Origin of the sequence: Sphingomonas suaedae, assembly GCF_007833215.1 — a bacterium.
Classification (GTDB): domain Bacteria; phylum Pseudomonadota; class Alphaproteobacteria; order Sphingomonadales; family Sphingomonadaceae; genus Sphingomonas; species Sphingomonas suaedae.
Map to the genome: position 1 here is coordinate 2492923 of NZ_CP042239.1, position 18816 is coordinate 2511738.

An 18816-nucleotide genomic window follows, 5' to 3' on the forward strand; every position below is an offset into this window, starting at 1 on the left:
GATGCGAACGCGCTGGATCGTCCTGCTTGCCGCCTGCCTGGCGACGCCCGCGCCGATAGAGGCCCATCCACCCGGACCGCAAGCTGCGCAGCCGGTCGAAGTGCAGCGGGTCGAGACGCGTTTCGCGCCGCCGGTCGATTCCCCGCAGCGGTTCCGCCTGACCGTCACAAAACGGAATCAGACCCAGAGCTGGATCGAGGAGGTGCGGTTCGAGCGCACGGACGAGGGATATGTCGCGCATTGGCGGATGGACGCGGCCTCGCTCCCTGCCGCGATGAAGCATCCCCTCTTGATTCCCATGATCCGTCCGTTCACGGGCACGCCGCTCGCGTTCGATCTGGACGATGAGGGCAGCCTGGCGGGCGTGCGTGATTGGGAGGAGCGCCGGACCCAGCTTCTGAAAAGCGTCGAAGACAGCCGCCCGTTGATCCTGGCGGACAGCGGCGCCGATGCGCAGAAAGCGGACGCGGTGCTCGGGGCTGTCCGGGCAATGTTCGCACGGCTGGATGCACGCGGTGGCGCGTCGGTCATCCTGAAGAACCTGGCGCCGATTTTTGGCTGGGGCGGCTATGCCCTGACGCTGGGCGAAGCGGTGAGCGGCGCCGAGATGATCGAAATTCCGCTACTGGGGACCGAGATCGAGCGCCGGACGACCATTACGCTTGCTTCGGTACAGTCCGGCGTGGCCCGGATTATGATTCGCTCCGAATTCGACGGGTCCGCCCTGCGTGCCGCTATCGCACCGATACGCACCATGGTCGAAAACGGGGATCCGGCGGCAAAAGCGCGATTTTCGCAGTCGATGGCCCAGCTCGATCAGATGACAGCAGTACAAAGAACAACCGCGATGCTCGATCTCGCAACTGGGCTTCCCCGGCGGCTTGAAGTCAGTGTCGCGGCCGACGGAAAGGACGGAGAACGAGTCTTGATCGAGTGGCAGACGCGTTGAAGGTATCAGAATACCCGCCGAGTAACCCGCGCATTTGCTTGACTTTGGAGTCTATTTTCGCCAGTTGCTCGCCGTTCGCGCCGTCCCGGCCAGCAGGTCATGGGCGGCGTCATTCATTTTAACCCAAGAGGTCAGGCCCCATGAAGGCGCTCATGAAGACCACCAAGTCGGCAAAGCCGGCCGAGGTGGAAAAGAAGTGGCATATCGTCGATGCCGACGGTCTGGTCGTCGGTCGCGCTGCGGTCGTCATCGCCAACGTCCTGCGCGGCAAGCACAAGACGAGCTTCACCCCGCATGTCGATTGCGGTGACAATGTCATCGTCATCAACGCGGACAAGGTTCGCTTCACCGGCAAGAAACTGGCCGACAAGGTGTATTACAAGCACACCGGCTATGCAGGCGGCATCAAGGAAGTCACCGCGCAGAAGGTGCTCGAGGGTCGTTTCCCCGAGCGCGTTCTGGAAAAGGCGGTCGAGCGCATGATCCCGCGCGGCCCGCTGGGCCGCCAGCAGATGCGCAACCTGCGCATCTACAAGGGCGCCGAGCATCCGCACGAGGCGCAGAACCCGCAAGTCCTGGATATCGCGGCCATGAGCCGCAAGAACAAGGTGGGCGCATAATGTCCGACAATCGCCAGTCCCTTTCCGATCTCGGTGCAGTCGCCGCCGGTGCCGCCGAGGCCCCCGCAGGCGAAGCGGGCACCGAAACCGTAGCCCAGGCCCCCGCCGTCTCGACCATGCCGCTGCGTCAGCAGGAGCTCGACAAGTTCGGCCGCGCCTATGCGACCGGTCGCCGCAAGGACGCCGTGGCGCGCGTCTGGCTGAAGCCCGGTTCGGGCAAGATCACGATCAATGGTCGCGATCAGGAAACCTATTTCGCGCGTCCGACACTGCGTCTCGTCATCAACCAGCCGTTCGGCGTTGCCGAGCGCGATGGCCAGTATGACGTCGTCTGCACCGTCAAGGGCGGCGGGCTTTCGGGCCAGGCCGGCGCGGTCAAGCACGGCATCGCCCAGGCGCTGACCAAGTACGAGCCGGTGCTGCGCGCGCCGGTCAAGGCGGCCGGGTTCCTGACCCGCGATCCGCGCGCCGTCGAGCGCAAGAAGTACGGCAAGGCGAAGGCTCGCCGCAGCTTCCAGTTCTCGAAGCGCTGATCGGTTTCGCTTCGGCGATACGAGAAGGGCGGCCCTCGGGTCGCCCTTTTTCGTTTCGGCCCAAGCTGTTGCATCGATACATCACAACTGAAACTATTTTCATCCGTTCAGTAGCTTCCGCTATTGACGGGCGCTGTCAGTGGCATAGCCTGCCCTCCCATCGAAGCTGCGGCCGTCCGGGCGCGCGAAAAAGATGGGGGAATCATGAACTTTGCTCGCAAGACGCGCACGTCGCTGCTGTTGTCGGCAGCCGGATTCGGCCTGTGCGCGATCACCGCGCCCGCCTTTGGTGCAGAGGGCGACCTCCCGATCCAGAGGCTTACGCTGCTCGATTCGGAAGAAGCGCTGCGTGAGGCACAGTCGGGTGGCGCGACGATCGGCATCCAGCCGGGCGAACACATCATCGCTCAGCCTGCGGCACAGACCATCAAGGTCGAACGGGTCGATCCCCAGATCGTGATCGGCTATCCCGGCACCCCGACGACCGCGCGGGACCCGGTGAACATCACCGGCGTCGGCCAGATGATCGTCGATCAGGGCGGCGGTTTTATCGGCCTGTGTACCGGCACGCTGATCAATCCGCGCACGGTCATCTTCGCGGCGCACTGCGTCAACGGCAATGCGGCGAGCGACTATGGCGCCAATTCGGGCGGCATCGCGATTGGTTTCGGGTTTGAGGCCAATACCCGCGCCAATGCGCCGGGTGAAACCGACGAACTGGTCCGCTGGCTGCTCGGCGGTCCGGGCGGCGCGGGACAGTTCCAGACCAACACCGCGCAGGCATTCTACAACGCCAACGCCGTCGCCTATAACCCGCTCTCGCTCGAACCCGACGCAGCGAGCTTCCTCTATGGCGACGTCGCGCTCGCCTCGCTCGACACGCCGGCCGAGGGGATTCCGACCTGGGCTCTGCTGTTCTCGCCCCTCCCCGTCACCCAGGGCGGGGCCAATGGCACCGGCTATCATGTCGACATCACCGGCTATGGCCGCAACGGCACCGGCGATACCGGGTCGATCGGCACCGACTATCGGCGCCGCGCGGCGGAGAACATGCTGGGCGCGCTCGCTTCGATCGACGATTTCGAGAGCTTCATTTTCGGCGGTGCCTCGGGCCTGCCGCAGAATCTCTACTGGATCGATTTCGACGATCCGCGTCGCGGCACCGGAACGGCGGACCCGCGCGATTTCAACGCCTGGCGCGACAATCCCACCCCGAACGAAGGCATCACCGCCAGCGGCGATTCGGGCGGCCCGCTGATCCTCGACAACACGTTCGCGCGCCAGGTGGTGATCGGGGTATTGTCCGGCGGCTATACCCGCTTCTTCAACGGCGCGCCCGCCAATGGCTATGGCACCGCCAGCTTCTATCAGCCGCTCTACCTGTATTGGGACTGGATCGCGGCCAACAATCCCTATCGCTACGTCACCAACATCGCGGGCGACCGCAACTGGAATGACTCGGCCAATTGGGTCTCCACCGTCGATCCCAACTACCAGATCATCGGCCCCAATGGAGAGCTGATCAACGGCGTTCCGGGGATGACCGGCGAACAGAATACCGGGACGGACGGGAAGTTCGGCGAGGCCTGTTTCGAATCGGGCGGTGTCAGCGAATGCTATAATTACGCCACCGACACCTACACGCTGGATTTCCGGCCTATCGGCACGGCCGGGGCGGGCAACGCCAGCAACTCCGCGGATACCGCAGCGGTGGGCACCCTCGCCAGCGGCGCAGCGACCGGCTTTGTCGATCCCACCCAGCCCGAGGCGCAGGCGGCCGCCGAGCCGATCCCAGCCGCGACGATCGATAACGGCCTGCCCGGTGCGACCGACTTCGTTCCGAACAACAGCGACGGCGATCGCGTCAATGGCGTCCTCCCGCGCTATTTCGACGTCACACTGGCGGCGGCGGGAACGACCACGCTCGACACCGCCGTCGTGGTCGACCGGTTCACCCTTGCCGGGGTGCAGGCGGGGCTGAACATCACCTCGACCGGCTCGCTCACGTCGCTGATGGACGTGACCCAGATGATCGGCACGCTCAACGTGGACGGTGTCCTCAGCGCGCCGAGCGATTTCCTCATCATGGCGGGCGGCCTGTCCGGCACCGGCCAGATCAATGCGCCGTACACGACCAGCGTGGCAGGCGTGATCGCGCCGGGAACCGCCACGACCGTCGGCACGCTGACGTTCAACGGCAATCTGATCCTGGCTTCCGGCACCAGCTACATCGTCAATCTGGCGAACGGCACGTCGGACCTGATCGCGGTAAAGCAGGTCAATGGGGAAAATGGCATCGCGAACGTCGGGGGCGGCCTGTCGGTCCGGTTCACCAACGCGCTGCGCGCCGAACAGACCTATACCATCCTGACCGCCGAGGGCGGCGTGACGGGAGCCTTCGCGGATCCATCGGCGATCAGCGCGATCCTGACCCCGACGCTCAGCTATTCCGACACGGCGGTCGAGCTGACCATCGTCGCGGGCGACTATACCGATGTCGTCCCGTCGTCGAACCCGGTCGCCTTCGCCTATGCGCAGCTGCTCGATGCCAACCGGAGCCAGGCGGGCAATTATGACGGCTTCTACGGGCCGCTCGATCTTCAGGATGCGTCGACGATTGTCGGCACGCTCGGCAGCCTCGCCCCGGCGAGCGAGACGACCGCACTGACGCTCGGCATCGTCAGCACGGATGCGAACTCGACCTTCATCCGCAACCGCATGAACGGCCTCGATCCCGCCAATCTGGGTGGCACGCTCGCCCGGTACGGCCAGCCGGTGCAGGTGGCCGCGCTCAACCTCAACCCGATGGGATCGAACCCGGTCCGCACCGATATGGCGGCGCCGATGCAGGTTCAGGAAGGCGCTTTGCCCGAAACGATGAGCGCATTTGTTTCGGGCGGCTATCTGACCGGCGACGGTCGTGCGATGACCGGCATGGGCGGGCGCGACCAGTATGACGGCTGGTATGTAGGCGGCGGCATCGAGACGGCGCTGAGCGACAGCGCGATGATCGGTTTCGCGCTGACCTATACCGACACCGACGGCACCGCCTCCTTCCCCGGCCAGACGGCGAAGGGCGAGGCGCTTCAGGGAACCCTTTATGGCAAGCTGAACGCCGGCGGCGCGACACTGGATGCGCAGGTCACCGCTGGCGCACTCGGCGCCACGACCGAACGGACGGTGTCGTTCCTCGGCACAGGCTATACGCTGCGTGCCAAGGACAGTGCGCTGATCGTCGGCGGCGAAGTCGGTGTCGGTTTCGATCTCGGCAACGACTCGTTCGAAGTCGCCCCGCGCATCGCCGGTCGCGTCACCCATATCGGCTTCGGCAGCGCGCTGGAGGAGGGCGGCCCGATGGCGCTCGACTATCAGCGCGAGAGCTTCAACAGCTATCAGGGCCGCGCCGGCGTCACCTTTGCCGGTCGCTCCGCAACCGTCCGGCCATTCGTGACTGCGACCTATGTTCATGAGTTCAACGATCGCGCGGCAAGCGTGAACGCGAACCTGGTCGGCGGCCTCGGCAATGGCGTCGCCTTTGCGCTCAACGGCCAGGACAAGGACTGGGCCGAAGTGTCGGGTGGCCTGACCTTCCGCACGGGGGCGGTCGATCTGTCGGTCTCGGCGGACACGACGATCGCGCGCGATGATCTGTCGGCACAGACCTATCGCGGATCGGTCACCTTCCGCTTCTGATCGCCACAGCGGAAGACCAGGACGACTGAAAGGGCCACCCCGCCGGGGTTGGCCCTTTCATTTTGGCAATCGGGGGATATCGGTCATGCGCATCATGCTGGCGGCGGTTCTGGCACTGACAGCCGCAGGTACATTGCCCGTTTCCGCGCAGACTGCGGCGCAGGAGCGGGCATTCGAAATGGCGTTGGAAGCGCGGGATTTGATTCACGCGTCAGAATATCTCGACGTCCTGATCGCCGCCCGTGTTCCCGGCGACGGAAAACCGAAGCCAGACGGATACCTGAGCCATCGCATCGGCCGATTTCTGCTGATCGCCGGCCAACCGCAAGCCGCACTCCCCTGGCTTGAGGCCGCTGCCGACCCCGCGTTGAAGGACGAGGAACGCGTGGCGCTCGACCTCGATCGCGCCCATGCCTTGCTGATGCTCGGCCAGGGCGAGGTCGCGATCCCATTGGTGGAGGCGGCGTTGCGCATCACCAGCGAACCGCGCCGACGTGCGCGCGCCACGCGGATGATGATCGACGCCTTGCTGATCCTCGACCCGTCTGCAGCGGCGAAGGCCCTTGTCGGCGCCACCACCCTGCGCAATGCGGATTCGGACAGCGAATCGGATTGGGCACTGCTGGATGCCCGTACCGCCCTGCTGACCAATGCTCCGGATGCCGCCGCAAAGGTCAGACACGCCTGGGCGCGCGCGATCGACGCACCGCTGGCAGCCTCGGCGCCGGCGCGTGCCGCTGCGATGATGGCGATGATCGAGGAACGGGCAGGCAATCGCACCGCCGCAATTGCGATGATGGCCAGTGCGGCACGCGCCGAACCCGATGTAAGCGCGATCTCGAACAAGCTAGGCGCGATGCTTCCCGCCTGTGGCGAAGCCGTCACGCCTGAGGATCAACTCACCGTCGCCCTTCATCGCGACAGCGAGGGTGGGGGTACGCGCATTTCCGCGATTGCCGCTAGCCGCCCGTCGATCGTCAGGCATTTCCTGGCCGGGGTGAACGCCAATCAGGTCCTGGACAGCAGCAGTTTGAACAGCGCCGCGACGCTCTCCCGCTTGCGTTGCCGCGCCAGCGTCGCATCAGACACGCTGTCGCGGACGCTCGAGCGCGATCCGGCGGCGGTGTTCATGGCAAGCCGGGGATTGTTCCCGCGCCTCAGCGCTATCGGGACGACAGAGGAACAGCTGAATGCCGCCTCGCGTTCGGTCGATGACCTGAGTGCGCGGTTCGGGTCCGACAATCCCATTCTGTTCGGACCATTGCTGCGTCTGATCCAGCTTACGCAGGCCCGGCTGATGACAGCTGGCGACATTCCGCCCGCTCGCCTCATCGAGCTTGATGGCCGACTTGGGCGGGTGCTCGCGGCTGCGGGCGACACCGGTGGGTTCCTCCCGCCCGATCACCATTTCCTGGCGGTTTTCGCGCGCGCCGTGAATGCGCCGTCGCGGGAAGCATCGGCAAAGATCATGAGGGACGGTTTTCGCGCCTTTGTCGCGGCCGTCGAATTTCCTATCGCCTATGCCAATCTGACCGGATCGGTGGAGGGCGCCGATCCTGCGCAGATCGACACCATGCGCGCGGAGCTGATCGCGCGCGGCCTGAAGACCCTCCCCTCCGATGATCGCCGTATTACCGCGCTGCGCGTCGCGCGCGTCTCCGCCGCGCGCTCGGCACCGGACGGCCCGGTTGACGCCCGGGTGCGCGAGACGGGACTGCCGCGCGACCTGTGCGCGCTTCAGCCGACGCTTCCGCGGCTGCGGGGCAACGACATAACGGCGGACGACTATCCTCCGGAAGGTACGCTGGCGGAACTTACGGGTCGCACAACGCTCGAGTTCGACCTGGACGCCGGGGGCCGCCCCCTCAAGCCGCGCGCGATCGTCGCGACGCCGCCCATCCTGTTCGACCCCATCATAGCCAAGCGCACGGGCGGGATTAGCTATTTCCCTGCCAAGACCGATGACCAGGCGGTCGCCTGTCGCGCGATGACAATGGCGATCCGCTGGAAAATGCCCGACGAGGGGGATGGCGGCCCGACCCCGATCCTACCCGAACGCTGGATGCCTGGGAGCTGAAGTCAGCCGGAGAGGCCCATATGATGGACGTCAACGTGTAACTCCCCTTCTGATATCTGCACTTCGTTGAACGAAGGGCGGGTGTCGCGCACCCGTTCGGAAAGCGTCCCCGCACCGATCAGCCGGACCGGCCCCGCACCGGTCGGATGTGCCACATCGAACGGGTCATGGACATGGCCGGTCAGCACCGCATGTGCACCGGCAGAGGCCAGCGCCTCAAGCGCACGGCGGCCGCCCCGCGTCCGGGACGTGCTTCGCGTGCCGGTATCGACGAGCGGATGATGACAGGCGATCAGCACCTTATGTCCGTCCGGCGTGGCATCGACCTTGGCCAGCGTGGCCGACAGTGCGCGCCGGGTGACATTGCCCTTCGACCAGTTGAGCCGCATCTGGAACCGCGCGGTGGTCTTGAGCGGTACGACGGAAATGCCGGGAAGGTCGAGCGGACGCTCGATCATTCGCTCCAGTGCGCGGAAGCGCCGATAGGGAGTCACGAAGCGTGCCCAGGGATTGAAATAGGGCAGGTCGTGATTGCCCACTTCCACCGTTACGGGACGCCCGAGCGCTTCTAGCCATTCCTGCGCTGCGGCGAACTCGGTCGCACGCGCGCGCATCGTCAGATCGCCAGTCACGATCACCGCGTCGGGGCGCTCCTGTGCCACCCGGCCGGCAAACCAGTCGAGGGCCGCACGGTCCTCCGCCCCGAAATGAATGTCGCTGACATGAAAAAGCCGATTCATGCCGCGTCGCTCCGGGTCGCGAGAAAAACGGGCGCGGTGGTTCCGCCGGTAATCGCCACACCGGACTCCAGCGTTACCGGTTCGCCGTCGAACAGCGCGAGCACGGGCCGCGTGCCGACCGGCTCAAGCCGCGACGCATGACGATGGGTGACGGCGCGCGCCGCGATCCAGTCGCCCGTCAGCCAGTTCCAGCCAAGTTCGGCGATCGCCGACCAGTCGCGCGCGTCGATCGCATCGACCCGCAACCCGTCGGGCGCGGGTGCGACGAACACCGCCTGATACCGATCGCGCATTTCGGCGACGCCACGCACGCCGATCCCCCGCCCGAAGCTACGTCGCCACGCATTGCGGATCGCGTTCCAGGTCCGCGCGACGCGCCCCGCGCGTGCAGCCTCCCGCGCGCGCCCCCAATGCGCCGCAGGGCCGAGAATCAAGCCGACAAAGGCGCGATGCGGTCCTGCCTCGACAAAGTTCATCGCAACCCGCCGCGACGCTTGATGCGCTGCATGGACGATCGCAGCAGGATCAGCATCGTCATGCAATGCCTTGGCGAGCAGATTCATCGTGCCGCCTGGCAGGATCAGGAAGGCACCCTCCCAGTCCGCCAGCGCGCAAAGGGCAGCGTTGATCGTGCCGTCCCCGGCAAACAGCACCACGGTATCGACATCCGCGGCGTCGAGCGCATCTGCTTTGGGAATTGGCTCGTTCGGGAAAGCAGTGCGCCCAGCCAGATGCAGGCCGCGTTCGGCGAACACCGCCTCCAGCGCGTCGCATTTGGCCTGTGTCGCCGATCCTGAGTCCGGGTTGGTGATGAACCATAGTCGTTCCATGCCCGCCCAACGCATGGACTCGGAAAAAGCGCCCGATATCGGCGGGTGTGTCGCCGCTTGCATTTCCGACTGTTTCCGCGGCAGGAAAAAGCCCGCCAGGTCGTCGACCTGACGGGCTTTATCATGGTGGGCGTGGCAAGGATTGAACTTGCGACCCCTGCGATGTCAACACAGTGCTCTACCACTGAGCTACACGCCCACTCGCCTTGCGGCGAATCTCGGGAAGCGGCGCTTTAGCGGGGGCGGTCCCGGCTTGCAAGCGCCCGATTTCAGTTCCGGCTGGGGACCTGCTCCATCTCGAACAACCGGTCCACTTCCAGCACCAGATCGCGCAGGTGAAAGGGCTTTGACAACACCCGTGCCTGCGGCACCTGTTTGCCCGCCTTCAGCGTGACGGCGGCGAATCCGGTGATGAACATGATCCGCATGTCCGGCGCGATCTCGCTCGCGCGCTGGGCGAGTTCGATGCCGTCCATCTCCGGCATCACGATATCGCTGAGCAGCAGGTCGAAACGCTCGGCCTCGATCAGGGGGAGCGCCGCGGTTCCGCGATCGACCGCGACGACCGAATAGCCGGACTTCTCCAGCGCGCGCGTAAGATATTCGCGCATCACCTGATCGTCTTCGGCCAACAAGATTCTGGTCATTCGCCCCTCGCCCGCGATTTCGGCACCGCGCCCGCTCGCGGAAGCGGACATTATGCGCAAAGGGCTTAAGATTTTCCAGCCATTGCGACACGACGATCCCATCGCACGGCCCGTTGCCGCGCGGGGTTGTCGCGCATAAGCTGAACAGCGTGCGCACGCCGCCGCCCTTCGACCTTCACGGTCCCGCCACGCCCGTCTCGCCGGTGGTACTGTCCGTCCCCCATGCCGGGCGCGACTATCCGCTGCCGCTGCGCGCCGCGCTCAAGGTGCCACCGACCAGCCTGGTCGCGCTGGAGGATCGCCATGCCGACACGCTGGCGCTGGCGGCGCGCGGGATCGAAACGCTGTTCGTCGCCACCCGTCCGCGCGCCTGGATCGATCTCAACCGCGCGGAGCATGAGCGCGATCCGCGCATCGACGAGGGGGCGCAGGCGATGCCGGAAAGCGCCCAGTCGCTGAAACTGCGCAGCGGGCTGGGCCTGGTGCCGCGCCGCGCGGGGGGCGTGGATCTGTGGCGCCGCCGCTTCGCTGCCGAAGAGGTGCGCGCGCGGATCGAACAGGATCACCGCCCCTACCACGCCGCGATCGCCGCCGCGCTTGTCGCCGCGCGCGCCCGATTCGGAGTCGCGATATTGCTCGACATCCATTCGATGCCCCCGCTTGCACCGGGCGGCGCGCGGATGGTGATCGGCGATCGGTTCGGCCGGTCCAGCGCCGCGCGCTTCGTCGCGCGGATCGAGGGCGTGACCCATGCCGCCCGCATCCGCAGCGCGGTCAACACACCCTATGCTGGCGGCCATATCCTCGACCGCCATGGCGATCCGGCGGCAAACATTCATGCGATCCAGATCGAGGTCGATCGGACCCTGTATCTCGACCGCCGCCGCGACCGACCCGGTCCCGGCCTGGACGCGGCCGCCGCGCTGCTGCGCCGGATCATCGACGCCGTGTCCGACGAGGCGCTGCCGCTTGCCGATGCGGCGCAATAGGATCAGGCTTGGGCAGAGACGGCGCGTCGACGGATCGGTGACAGGCGCGGCCATCGGGCATCGGCGAGCCGCTGCGCAACCCGCCATAGCATCGCGACGACGAGGGCGCTTACCACCCCGTCCAGCGCATAATGCCAGCCAAGATAGACCGACCCGAACCAGATGGCAGCCGCGTAGGCCATGACCAGATAGCGCCAGCGCGTTTTCCAGGCCGCCGCCACGAAAACCGAGGTAAGCGCACAGTGCATTGAGGGCATGGCGGAGATGCCGCCGCCCAGATCGCCGCTTCGCGCGGTCTGCATCGCCCACAGCATCTCGTGGAATCGGTATGCGACGGTCCCTTTGAGCGCGTGGTGGAGATCGTCGAAGCCGAAGCCGAGATGGGGACCGAAGATCGGGCCCGCCGACGGCAAGGCATAAGCGATGCCGATCCCGAGCACGACCCACGCCATCGCCCAGGACAGGAAATAGCGACCGACCAGCGCCGCCGACCCGAACACGGCGACCGCCATGGACACCCCGACGATCACGACGATCCACGATGCGTAGATCAGATCGATCGTCGGTGTGATCCAGTCGGGCAGCGCGTGGAGCAACCGCCACGGATCGGTGCCGAACACTGCCCGTTCGATCGTGATCAGGGGCGCGTCGGCCCAATAGCCGGCCGCATCGGGAATCGCGCTCTTGATTGGGGCGAGCCAGATGAAGAACAGCGTCGAGCTCTGGAACAGCGCGAACCGCAAGAGGATCCATGGCGCCCAAGTCGCGGCATGATCGCGTGCGGCCCCAATCGGGCTTTCCGGCCGTACGCGCCAGAACCAGAGCCCCCCACGGACGAGAAACAGGAGCGCGATCAGCACCGACGTCGTCGCGAACAGCGGTCCATGAAGGGGCAGCGCGCCGACCTGCGACGTCGCGAGAGACGCGACCACGGCAAGCGTCGCCCCATAGACGGCAAGCCAGAGTGTCAACGGAAACATGCCCCACGCATGAACACCACTCTGAACGGGAAAAGGTTACAAAAGGTGGACGCTTCGTCGCAAATCGATGGTCAGATCGATGCGGCACGCAATCGGAACACAAAAAACCGCCCGGTGTTGCCACCGGGCGGCCAAGGTTCAGGGAGGAGACACGCCCGGGGGGCGTGTCACGCGGGTCCGCGAAAGGGGGGACACGAAACCGCGCTGAAAACAGTATAGTAATGCTTGACCGTGGCTTCAAGGCCACAATCCGAAATGCGACGAACGGAGCGGGACGCCGCTAATTTATCGATCCGCGAGCCGGGACCGGACCGTATCAGACCCCGGGGTTGCGCCTGCCGCCCCGGGGATCGAAAGGATCAGGCTGCCGGAGCAGGCTGGGGCGCCACATTGCCCTGCTGCATCTGGCGCGCGAAAATCTCACGCACCAGCCCCAGCGAGAAGAGATGAGCATAGACCAGCGGCAACATGCCGCTCTGCTGCATCTTGCGCAGCTGGTCCCCGCGCAGCTCGTTGAGCTTCGCTTCGTCGACCATGCGGAAGCCGCGATAGATATAGGGCTGGGCCGCGCCGTCCGGCTGGATCGAGACCTCGCCGTCCATCAGCAGGTTCATCTCCGACAGCTCCTTGAGGAACGCGCCGGTCTTCTGGCCCGCAATCTCGAACTCCTCGTTGAACTTCAGGATCTGCTGAACCAGTTCGGTCGGCTTGCCATCGGCGAACAGCGCGTCGCCTTCATCGAACGCGCCGATCGTATCCGATGTCGGATCGAAGCAGAGCGACAATTCTTCCGAGTCGGGGCGTAGCCGCGCGAGCAGATAGGGATAGCGGCGGACATAGGCCGGCACATAGATCGGGTCGGTCCCGCGCAGCTTGCCGTCGGCGTCGAAGAAGACATTAGTGCCCTCATTCAGGCCCATCAGCGCAAGCGGCACCGGCTCGTCGCCCGCCGAGAACACGATCGGCATATGGCGCTGAATCAGCGGGAACTCCTCGACGGTCACCGGCACCGCATGGGTGCGCGCCAGGAACGGCGCGGTTTCAGCGACACGGACGCGGTAATTGCCATGCAGATCGCTCGAAAGCGGCTGGAGGTCGTTGTAGAAGAGCGGAAGACCCTGTGCTTGCGGCGCGCTGGCCATGAAATTCTCCTGGGATTTTGGTGTGCGCGGTCTATTGGCCCGCGCGCCTTGGCGCAAGGGTAACGAGTTTCCCCGGATTGAACAGATTGTCCGGATCGAGCCCCTGTTTGATCGCGGCCAGTGCGTGCAGCCGCGCGGGGGAGGAAAGCCGGGCCAGTTCGTCGCGCTTCATCTGGCCGATGCCGTGCTCGGCGGAGATCGATCCCCCAGCCGCGACGACCAGATCATGGACGAACGGGCTGATGATCGCCGACTGCGTCTTCGCCCAATCGCGATCTGCTCCGGCGGGTGCGCGGACATGGAAATGGACATTACCGTCGCCGAGGTGGCCGAAAGCGCCCGCACTGGTGCCCGGAAACGCAGCCTCGACCGCGCGCGCGCCCTCGATCATGAAGTCCGGCATCGCCGCGACCGGGACCGAGATGTCGTGCTGGAGCGCCGGGCCGCTCGCTCGCTCCGCTTCGGAAATCGAATCGCGCAGTTTCCAGAAGGCTTCGGCCTGCGCCTCGCTCGCCGCGATCGTCGCGTCGCGTACGAGGCCGCGCTCAAGACCGGTGGCAAGCAGTCGCTCGATCAGGGCAGCGGGCGGCTCCTGCTCCGCATCGCTCGCCCCCATCTCGATCAGGACATGCCAGGGATGCGGCGCCGACAGGGGCGCGCGCGTGTCGGGAATATGATCCAGCACCAGCCCCAGCGAATGGGCCGGGACGATCTCGAAACTCTCCAACCGGTCGGTCGCCGCCTCGAACAGGCGCAACAGCGCAAGCGCGGCATGGGGCGATTCGACCCCGGCCCAGGCGACCGCCCGGCTGTGCAACGCCGCAACCAGCCCCAGCGTCGCGGCGGTGACGATGCCGAGCGTCCCCTCCGCCCCGATCAGCAGCTGGTTGAGGTCATAGCCGCGATTGTCCTTCTTGAGCGGGGCAAGCCCGTCATGGACGCTGCCATCGGGCAGCACCGCTTCCAGCCCCAGTACGAGCCCGCGCATCGTGCCGAAGCGCAGCACCTGCGTCCCGCCCGCATTGGTCGAAACGAGCCCGCCCAGCGTCGCGCTGCCCTTCGCGCCCAGCGTCAACGGAAAGCGACGGCCCTGCGCCAGCGCGGTATCGTGCAGATCGGACAGGATCACCCCCGCCTCGGCAACCGCGATGCCCGCATCGGGATCGATCCGCCGCACCCGGTTCATTCGCCGCAGCGACAGGATCGCCGCACTTCCATCCGCAGGCGGAGTCGCGCCGCCGACCATCGATGTGTTGCCCCCCTGCGGCACCAGCGGCACGCGCAATGCAGCGGCCAGCGCAACCAGTTCCGCAACCTCCGCCGTCGTGCCGGGCTGAAGCAGCAGCGATGCCGCGCCCTGATACCGCCCGCGCCAATCGGTCAGCCATGGGGCGATCGCATCGGCGTCGGTCACCGCGACCTTCGGCCCGAACCGGGCGTGCGCCGCCCGGGCAAAGGAATGGATGGCATCCGGGGAAGGCGTTGCAGTCATGCGGTGCCGCTATCATGACGAGACAGCGTCCGGCAATTCATCCACTGTTCAACCCTCACCTTTATGAGGCAGAGTGTCATGGTGAACTTGTTGCTAGCCGCCACTGCCGCGCTGTTGCTGCCCCCCGGTGTGCCGGGCGACGGCAAGGCTCGCGCGTCGGCACCGCGTGGGCCGACCCGCATCGCGCAGGTGCGGATCCAGCAGCATATTGTGATCCGCGTCCCCCGCCCCGATCCGGTCCGGCGCATGTCCGCACCGATGACCGCGCCGCTGCCACCGATCGACTGGGTGGAGAAGAGCACCGACGATTGCGTCCGGACCGACTCGCTGTCGGGCGCGGCGATCATCCGCACGGACAGCGTCGATCTGGTCTTGTCCGGCGGACGCCGGGTGCGCGCCAAACTGGGCAATGAATGCCCCGCGCTCGATTTTTATTCCGGCTTTTACGTCAAGCCGAACAAGGACGGGAAAGTCTGCGCCAAGCGCGACTCGTTCCGCTCGCGTGCCGGGGGCGAATGCCGGATCAAGGCGTTCCGCGCACTGATTCCGGGGCGCTGATCCGCGTTTACCTTGACTTTTCGCGCCATTTCCCCAAAGCGCCGGTGAGTTTACTTACAGGGGTGCGCCCCGCTTTTCCGGACATCTGAATGAGCTTTGCCGAACTCGGCCTCTCTGACGAATTGCTGAAGACCGTCGAGGCGGCGGGCTATACCGATCCGACTCCGATCCAGAAGCAGGCCATCCCCTCGGTCCTGATGATGCGCGATCTGATCGGCATCGCCCAGACCGGCACCGGCAAGACCGCCAGCTTCGTGCTGCCGATGATCGACATCCTCTCCGAGGGGCGGAGCCGCGCGCGGATGCCGCGCAGCCTGATCCTCGAGCCGACGCGCGAGCTGGCGGCGCAGGTTGCCGAGAATTTCGAGAAATACGGCAAGAATCACAAGCTCAGCATGGCGCTGCTGATCGGCGGCGTGCAGATGGGCGACCAGGTCAAGGCGCTCGAAAAGGGCGTCGACGTCCTGATCGCGACGCCCGGTCGGCTGATGGACCTGTTCGAGCGCGGCAAAATCCTGCTCACCGGCTGCAATCTGCTGGTGATCGACGAGGCGGACCGGATGCTCGACATGGGGTTCATCCCCGATATCGAACATATCTGCACCAAGCTGCCCGCCAACCGACAGACCCTGCTCTTCTCCGCGACGATGCCGCCGCCGATCAAGAAGCTGGCCGACAAATTCCTGTCGAACCCGAAGACGATCGAGGTGGCGCGCCCGGCATCGACCAACAGCAACATCACCCAGCGGCTCGTCACGGCGCCGTCGAGCGCGTTCGCCAAGCGCGACCTGTTGCGCCGCCTGCTCCATGCCGAGGATGTCCGCACCGCGATCATCTTCTGCAACCGCAAGACGACCGTGCGCGAGCTCAACAAGAGCCTCAAGAAGCACGGCTTCCGCTCGGCGGAGATCCATGGCGACATGGACCAGTCGTCGCGCATCGCCGAACTCGACCGGTTCAAGGCGGGCGACGTCAACATTCTGGTCGCGTCGGACGTCGCCGCGCGCGGGCTGGACATCAAGGGCGTGAGCCACGTCTTCAACTTCGATGCGCCCTGGCATCCCGACGATTATGTCCACCGCATCGGCCGCACCGGCCGCGCAGGGGCGACCGGCACCGCCTATACGCTGGTGACATCGGCCGATGCCGAGGCGATCGAGAATATCGAGAAGCTGCAGGGTCAGAAGATCGAGCGCGTCGGCGAAGTGCCGGTCGAGGAGCCGGGCGACTCCGCCCCCGCCGAGAAAAAGGGGGGCGCCCGCAAGCCGCGCGCCGAAAAGCCTGCCCCGGCCGCCGAGGCTCCGCGCGAAGAAAAGCCGCGTCCCGCATCGTCGCGCGATGATCGCTCCCGCGAAGACCGGCGCCTCCGCGAAGACCGGACAAATGAAAAGCGGGCCGATCGCCGCGACGAACGCCCCGCCCGGCGCGACCGCCGGTTCGAGGGACAGGACGATGGCCCCGACGGCAAGGATGATGGCGGCTGGAACGGCCCCATCCCCGACTTCCTGAACTTCACCATTCCCGCCTGACCATGGCCGAAGACGAGGACGATTTCCTCGACTTCACCCCGATTCCGGCGGTGGCGAGTCCCTGTATCGGTGTCTGTCGCATCGGCCAGGACGATGTGTGCCAAGGGTGCCGTCGCACGCTGGAGGAGATCGCGGACTGGTCGATCGCGAGCGACGACCGGCGCCGTGCGATTCTGGCACGAATCGCGGGCGGTTAACCTCCGGTCATCCCACCGCGCTATAATGCGCCCATGCGGCTCGCGACGATCACCAACTGGGCCTATGGCGCCACCGTCCTGCTGACCCTGGTGTCGGGCAGCACGATGTTGCTGGCATCGAGCGCACACGAACAGGAGCGCGCCGCGGTCGCCCAGCGTCATGTGCTCCAGCTTGCCGCAACCGAGCTGAGGCGCGAGCTTTTCTACCTCACCGATCATGCGCGGCAGTTCGTGATGACCGGCGACCCGACCTATCGCATTCTCTATAAACATGGGGAGAAGGCGCTCGCCTCGCTCGAAACGCGAGCTCGGCCCTTGGCGGAGGCCGGTGCGACGCCGGCGGAACTGGGGACGGTGCGCGAAGCGATCCGTTGGGCCGATGCGCTGCGCGACGCGCAGCGCGCCGCATTCGCGGCCCATGATCGTGGCGACATCCCCGCCGCCCGCGCGATCCTGTTCGGTGCCGAGCATGAACGCGAGCTCGACCGCGCCCAGTCGCTGGTCGAGCGGTTCCAGGCCCAGCTCGATACGCGCACCGCCTATGAGATCGAGGCTGCGACCCGGGTCGCGCGGCTATGGCGCGCCGTATCGGAAGTCATGATCGGCATCACTGCACTGCTGTTCCTCGCCGTGCTCTACTTCATCTTCAAGCGGCGCGTGTTGCGCCCTGTCGTGCGCCTCAGCGATGTCGTCGGCCGCCTCGCCGCCCAGGATTTCTCCGCCGTCCCGCCGCAAATCGACCAGATCGACGAGATCGGCGACATGGCCCAAGCGATCAACATCTTCCGGGAGAACGGCCTGGAGCGGCAGCGGCTGGAGGCCGAGCGCGACCGCGACCTTGCGGCGCGCGATTTGCTCGCCCGCATGACCCGGCGGATGCAGGGATGCGACACGCTCGCCTGCCTGCTGGACATCACTCGGCGGTTCGCGCCGGAGATCGCACCGCGTCTTGCGGGCCGCCTCTATCTGCTGGAAAGCGATTCGGGGGAGCTTCGCACGGGCTGCGACTGGCTCGCGCCCGCCGGGTCGCGGGACCGGTTTCCGCCTTCCGCCTGCTGGGCGCTGCGCCGCGGCCAGCCGCACCGCCCTGCGGGCCATGCGATCGACGTCCCCTGCGCGCACCTTGACGCCGCACCCGACGCAACGCCCGACACATTGTGCCTGCCGCTTACCGCCCATAGCGAGATATTGGGTCTGCTCTATTTCGAGCCGCGCACGGACGGCGGCGGGGAAGGGGCGCCCGCCCCCGAATCCTATCTCTACATGCTTGCCGAGAATATCGGTCTCGCGCTCGCCAATCTGCGTCTGCGCGAGAGGCTTCGCGCGCTGGCGATGGTGGACGCGCTCACCGGTCTTGCGAACCGGCGCCAGCTTGAGGAGCGACTGGAACAGTTACGGAGCGATCCGGACGCGGCGAAGCAGCCGATGAGCTGCCTGATGATCGATGTCGATCATTTCAAGCGGTTCAACGACTGCCATGGCCATGACGCGGGCGATGCGGTGCTGCGCGCGGTGGGCGAAACCCTCGCCGACTGCACCCGCGGCGCGGGCGATGCCTATCGCTATGGCGGCGAGGAGTTCACCGTCCTGCTTCCGATGCCGGTCGCGCGGGCGATGGAACGGGCGGCAGAGATCCGCAGGCGGATCGCCGCGCTCCGGCTGAGCCATGGCGGGGTAGCTCTCGGATCCATCACCGCGTCGATCGGGATCGCCGCGACCCCCGATCATTGCCCGCCCGGCCGGCTCATCGTGACCGCGGACGCGGCGTTGCTGCGCGCCAAGGAACAGGGGCGGGACCGAATCGAGGTCGCCCTGGGTCGCGAAGCCGAAGGCTGACGAT

16 protein-coding genes and 1 tRNA gene are annotated in these 18816 nt (G+C 66.2%); 10 read left to right on the forward strand and 7 right to left on the reverse strand.

The annotated features are described in order from the left end of the window. Window position 1 precedes the first annotated feature (1 nt). The 5 genes from FPZ54_RS11850 to FPZ54_RS11870 all read left to right on the forward strand — a co-directional run bounded on the left by FPZ54_RS11850 (window position 2) and on the right by FPZ54_RS11870 (window position 7872). Entirely contained in the window at window positions 2-949 is a 948-nt protein-coding gene (locus FPZ54_RS11850) for a hypothetical protein (protein WP_145847472.1), read from the forward strand. A 140-nt stretch (window positions 950-1089) separates the two neighbouring features. Next, entirely contained in the window at window positions 1090-1569 is a 480-nt protein-coding gene (gene rplM / locus FPZ54_RS11855) for a 50S ribosomal protein L13 (RefSeq protein WP_145847474.1), read from the forward strand. Next, on the forward strand, window positions 1569-2102 hold the full coding sequence (rpsI, locus tag FPZ54_RS11860; protein ID WP_145847476.1) for a 30S ribosomal protein S9: 534 nt from the start codon (window positions 1569-1571) through the stop codon (window positions 2100-2102). The genes rplM and rpsI overlap by 1 nt, the downstream gene beginning before the upstream one ends. Before the next feature lie 204 nt (window positions 2103-2306). Further along, window positions 2307-5795 carry an autotransporter domain-containing protein gene (locus tag FPZ54_RS11865; RefSeq protein ID WP_145847478.1) on the forward strand — a complete coding sequence of 1163 codons (3489 nt, stop codon included), beginning with the start codon at window positions 2307-2309 and terminating at the stop codon, window positions 5793-5795. Between the two features lie 85 nt (window positions 5796-5880). Continuing rightward, window positions 5881-7872 carry a hypothetical protein gene (locus FPZ54_RS11870; RefSeq protein ID WP_145847480.1) on the forward strand — a complete coding sequence of 664 codons (1992 nt, stop codon included), beginning with the start codon at window positions 5881-5883 and terminating at the stop codon, window positions 7870-7872. A gap of 2 nt (window positions 7873-7874) precedes the next feature. Here the strand turns inward: FPZ54_RS11870 and FPZ54_RS11875 are convergent, their stop codons facing one another. From FPZ54_RS11875 to cpdR, 4 genes are all read right to left on the reverse strand, one after another. Continuing rightward, entirely contained in the window at window positions 7875-8612 is a 738-nt protein-coding gene (locus FPZ54_RS11875; protein ID WP_145847482.1) for a metallophosphoesterase family protein, read from the reverse strand. Then, window positions 8609-9442, reverse strand: a complete 834-nt coding sequence (locus FPZ54_RS11880; RefSeq protein ID WP_145849775.1) for a diacylglycerol/lipid kinase family protein — start codon at window positions 9440-9442, stop codon at window positions 8609-8611. Before FPZ54_RS11880 ends, FPZ54_RS11875 begins: the two co-directional genes overlap by 4 nt. 124 nt (window positions 9443-9566) lie before the next feature. Next, window positions 9567-9641: transfer RNA gene (locus FPZ54_RS11885), tRNA-Val, on the reverse strand. A gap of 70 nt (window positions 9642-9711) precedes the next feature. After that, complete coding sequence (cpdR, locus tag FPZ54_RS11890) at window positions 9712-10089, reverse strand: cell cycle two-component system response regulator CpdR (protein WP_145847484.1); 378 nt, start codon at window positions 10087-10089, stop codon at window positions 9712-9714. 149 nt (window positions 10090-10238) lie between these two features. Between cpdR and FPZ54_RS11895 the strand changes: the two genes are divergently transcribed. Next, entirely contained in the window at window positions 10239-11078 is an 840-nt protein-coding gene (locus FPZ54_RS11895; RefSeq protein ID WP_239019557.1) for an N-formylglutamate amidohydrolase, read from the forward strand. Window positions 11079-11080: 2 nt separating this feature from the next. Here the strand turns inward: FPZ54_RS11895 and FPZ54_RS11900 are convergent, their stop codons facing one another. From FPZ54_RS11900 to FPZ54_RS11910, 3 genes are all read right to left on the reverse strand, one after another. After that, on the reverse strand, window positions 11081-12058 hold the full coding sequence (locus FPZ54_RS11900; protein WP_145847485.1) for a phosphatase PAP2 family protein: 978 nt from the start codon (window positions 12056-12058) through the stop codon (window positions 11081-11083). Between the two features lie 359 nt (window positions 12059-12417). Beyond that, the gene (locus FPZ54_RS11905; protein ID WP_145847487.1) at window positions 12418-13200 is read right to left on the reverse strand and encodes a SapC family protein; all 783 of its coding nucleotides are present in this window, start codon (window positions 13198-13200) and stop codon (window positions 12418-12420) included. Window positions 13201-13231: 31 nt separating this feature from the next. Continuing rightward, window positions 13232-14692 (reverse strand): FAD-binding oxidoreductase, encoded by a 1461-nt coding sequence (locus FPZ54_RS11910; RefSeq protein WP_145847488.1) that lies wholly within the window; start codon window positions 14690-14692, stop codon window positions 13232-13234. Between the two features lie 78 nt (window positions 14693-14770). Between FPZ54_RS11910 and FPZ54_RS11915 the strand changes: the two genes are divergently transcribed. From FPZ54_RS11915 to FPZ54_RS11930, 4 genes are all read left to right on the forward strand, one after another. Next, a complete protein-coding gene (locus FPZ54_RS11915) occupies window positions 14771-15250 on the forward strand; it encodes a hypothetical protein (protein WP_145847490.1) in 480 nt (159 codons plus the stop codon). A gap of 89 nt (window positions 15251-15339) precedes the next feature. After that, on the forward strand, window positions 15340-16779 hold the full coding sequence (locus FPZ54_RS11920) for a DEAD/DEAH box helicase (RefSeq protein WP_145847492.1): 1440 nt from the start codon (window positions 15340-15342) through the stop codon (window positions 16777-16779). 2 nt (window positions 16780-16781) lie between these two features. Beyond that, the gene (locus FPZ54_RS11925) at window positions 16782-16976 is read left to right on the forward strand and encodes a DUF1289 domain-containing protein (RefSeq protein WP_145847494.1); all 195 of its coding nucleotides are present in this window, start codon (window positions 16782-16784) and stop codon (window positions 16974-16976) included. A gap of 33 nt (window positions 16977-17009) precedes the next feature. Continuing rightward, window positions 17010-18812 carry a diguanylate cyclase gene (locus FPZ54_RS11930; protein WP_145847496.1) on the forward strand — a complete coding sequence of 601 codons (1803 nt, stop codon included), beginning with the start codon at window positions 17010-17012 and terminating at the stop codon, window positions 18810-18812. Window positions 18813-18816: the final 4 nt, after the last annotated feature.

Excerpts from the sequence above, each read along its gene's own strand:
- FPZ54_RS11930 (WP_145847496.1), top strand. The coding sequence starts at position 17,010 with ATGCGGCTCGCGACGATCACCAACTGGGCCTATGGCGCCACCGTCCTG.
- rpsI (WP_145847476.1), top strand. The coding sequence starts at position 1,569 with ATGTCCGACAATCGCCAGTCCCTTTCCGATCTCGGTGCAGTCGCCGCC.
- FPZ54_RS11850 (WP_145847472.1), top strand. The coding sequence starts at position 2 with ATGCGAACGCGCTGGATCGTCCTGCTTGCCGCCTGCCTGGCGACGCCC.
- cpdR (WP_145847484.1), bottom strand. The coding sequence starts at position 10,089 with ATGACCAGAATCTTGTTGGCCGAAGACGATCAGGTGATGCGCGAATAT.
- FPZ54_RS11870 (WP_145847480.1), top strand. The coding sequence starts at position 5,881 with ATGCGCATCATGCTGGCGGCGGTTCTGGCACTGACAGCCGCAGGTACA.
- FPZ54_RS11865 (WP_145847478.1), top strand. The coding sequence starts at position 2,307 with ATGAACTTTGCTCGCAAGACGCGCACGTCGCTGCTGTTGTCGGCAGCC.
- FPZ54_RS11915 (WP_145847490.1), top strand. The coding sequence starts at position 14,771 with ATGGTGAACTTGTTGCTAGCCGCCACTGCCGCGCTGTTGCTGCCCCCC.
- FPZ54_RS11900 (WP_145847485.1), bottom strand. The coding sequence starts at position 12,058 with ATGTTTCCGTTGACACTCTGGCTTGCCGTCTATGGGGCGACGCTTGCC.
- FPZ54_RS11925 (WP_145847494.1), top strand. The coding sequence starts at position 16,782 with ATGGCCGAAGACGAGGACGATTTCCTCGACTTCACCCCGATTCCGGCG.
- FPZ54_RS11905 (WP_145847487.1), bottom strand. The coding sequence starts at position 13,200 with ATGGCCAGCGCGCCGCAAGCACAGGGTCTTCCGCTCTTCTACAACGAC.
- FPZ54_RS11875 (WP_145847482.1), bottom strand. The coding sequence starts at position 8,612 with ATGAATCGGCTTTTTCATGTCAGCGACATTCATTTCGGGGCGGAGGAC.
- rplM (WP_145847474.1), top strand. The coding sequence starts at position 1,090 with ATGAAGGCGCTCATGAAGACCACCAAGTCGGCAAAGCCGGCCGAGGTG.
- FPZ54_RS11910 (WP_145847488.1), bottom strand. The coding sequence starts at position 14,692 with ATGACTGCAACGCCTTCCCCGGATGCCATCCATTCCTTTGCCCGGGCG.
- FPZ54_RS11880 (WP_145849775.1), bottom strand. The coding sequence starts at position 9,442 with ATGGAACGACTATGGTTCATCACCAACCCGGACTCAGGATCGGCGACA.
- FPZ54_RS11920 (WP_145847492.1), top strand. The coding sequence starts at position 15,340 with ATGAGCTTTGCCGAACTCGGCCTCTCTGACGAATTGCTGAAGACCGTC.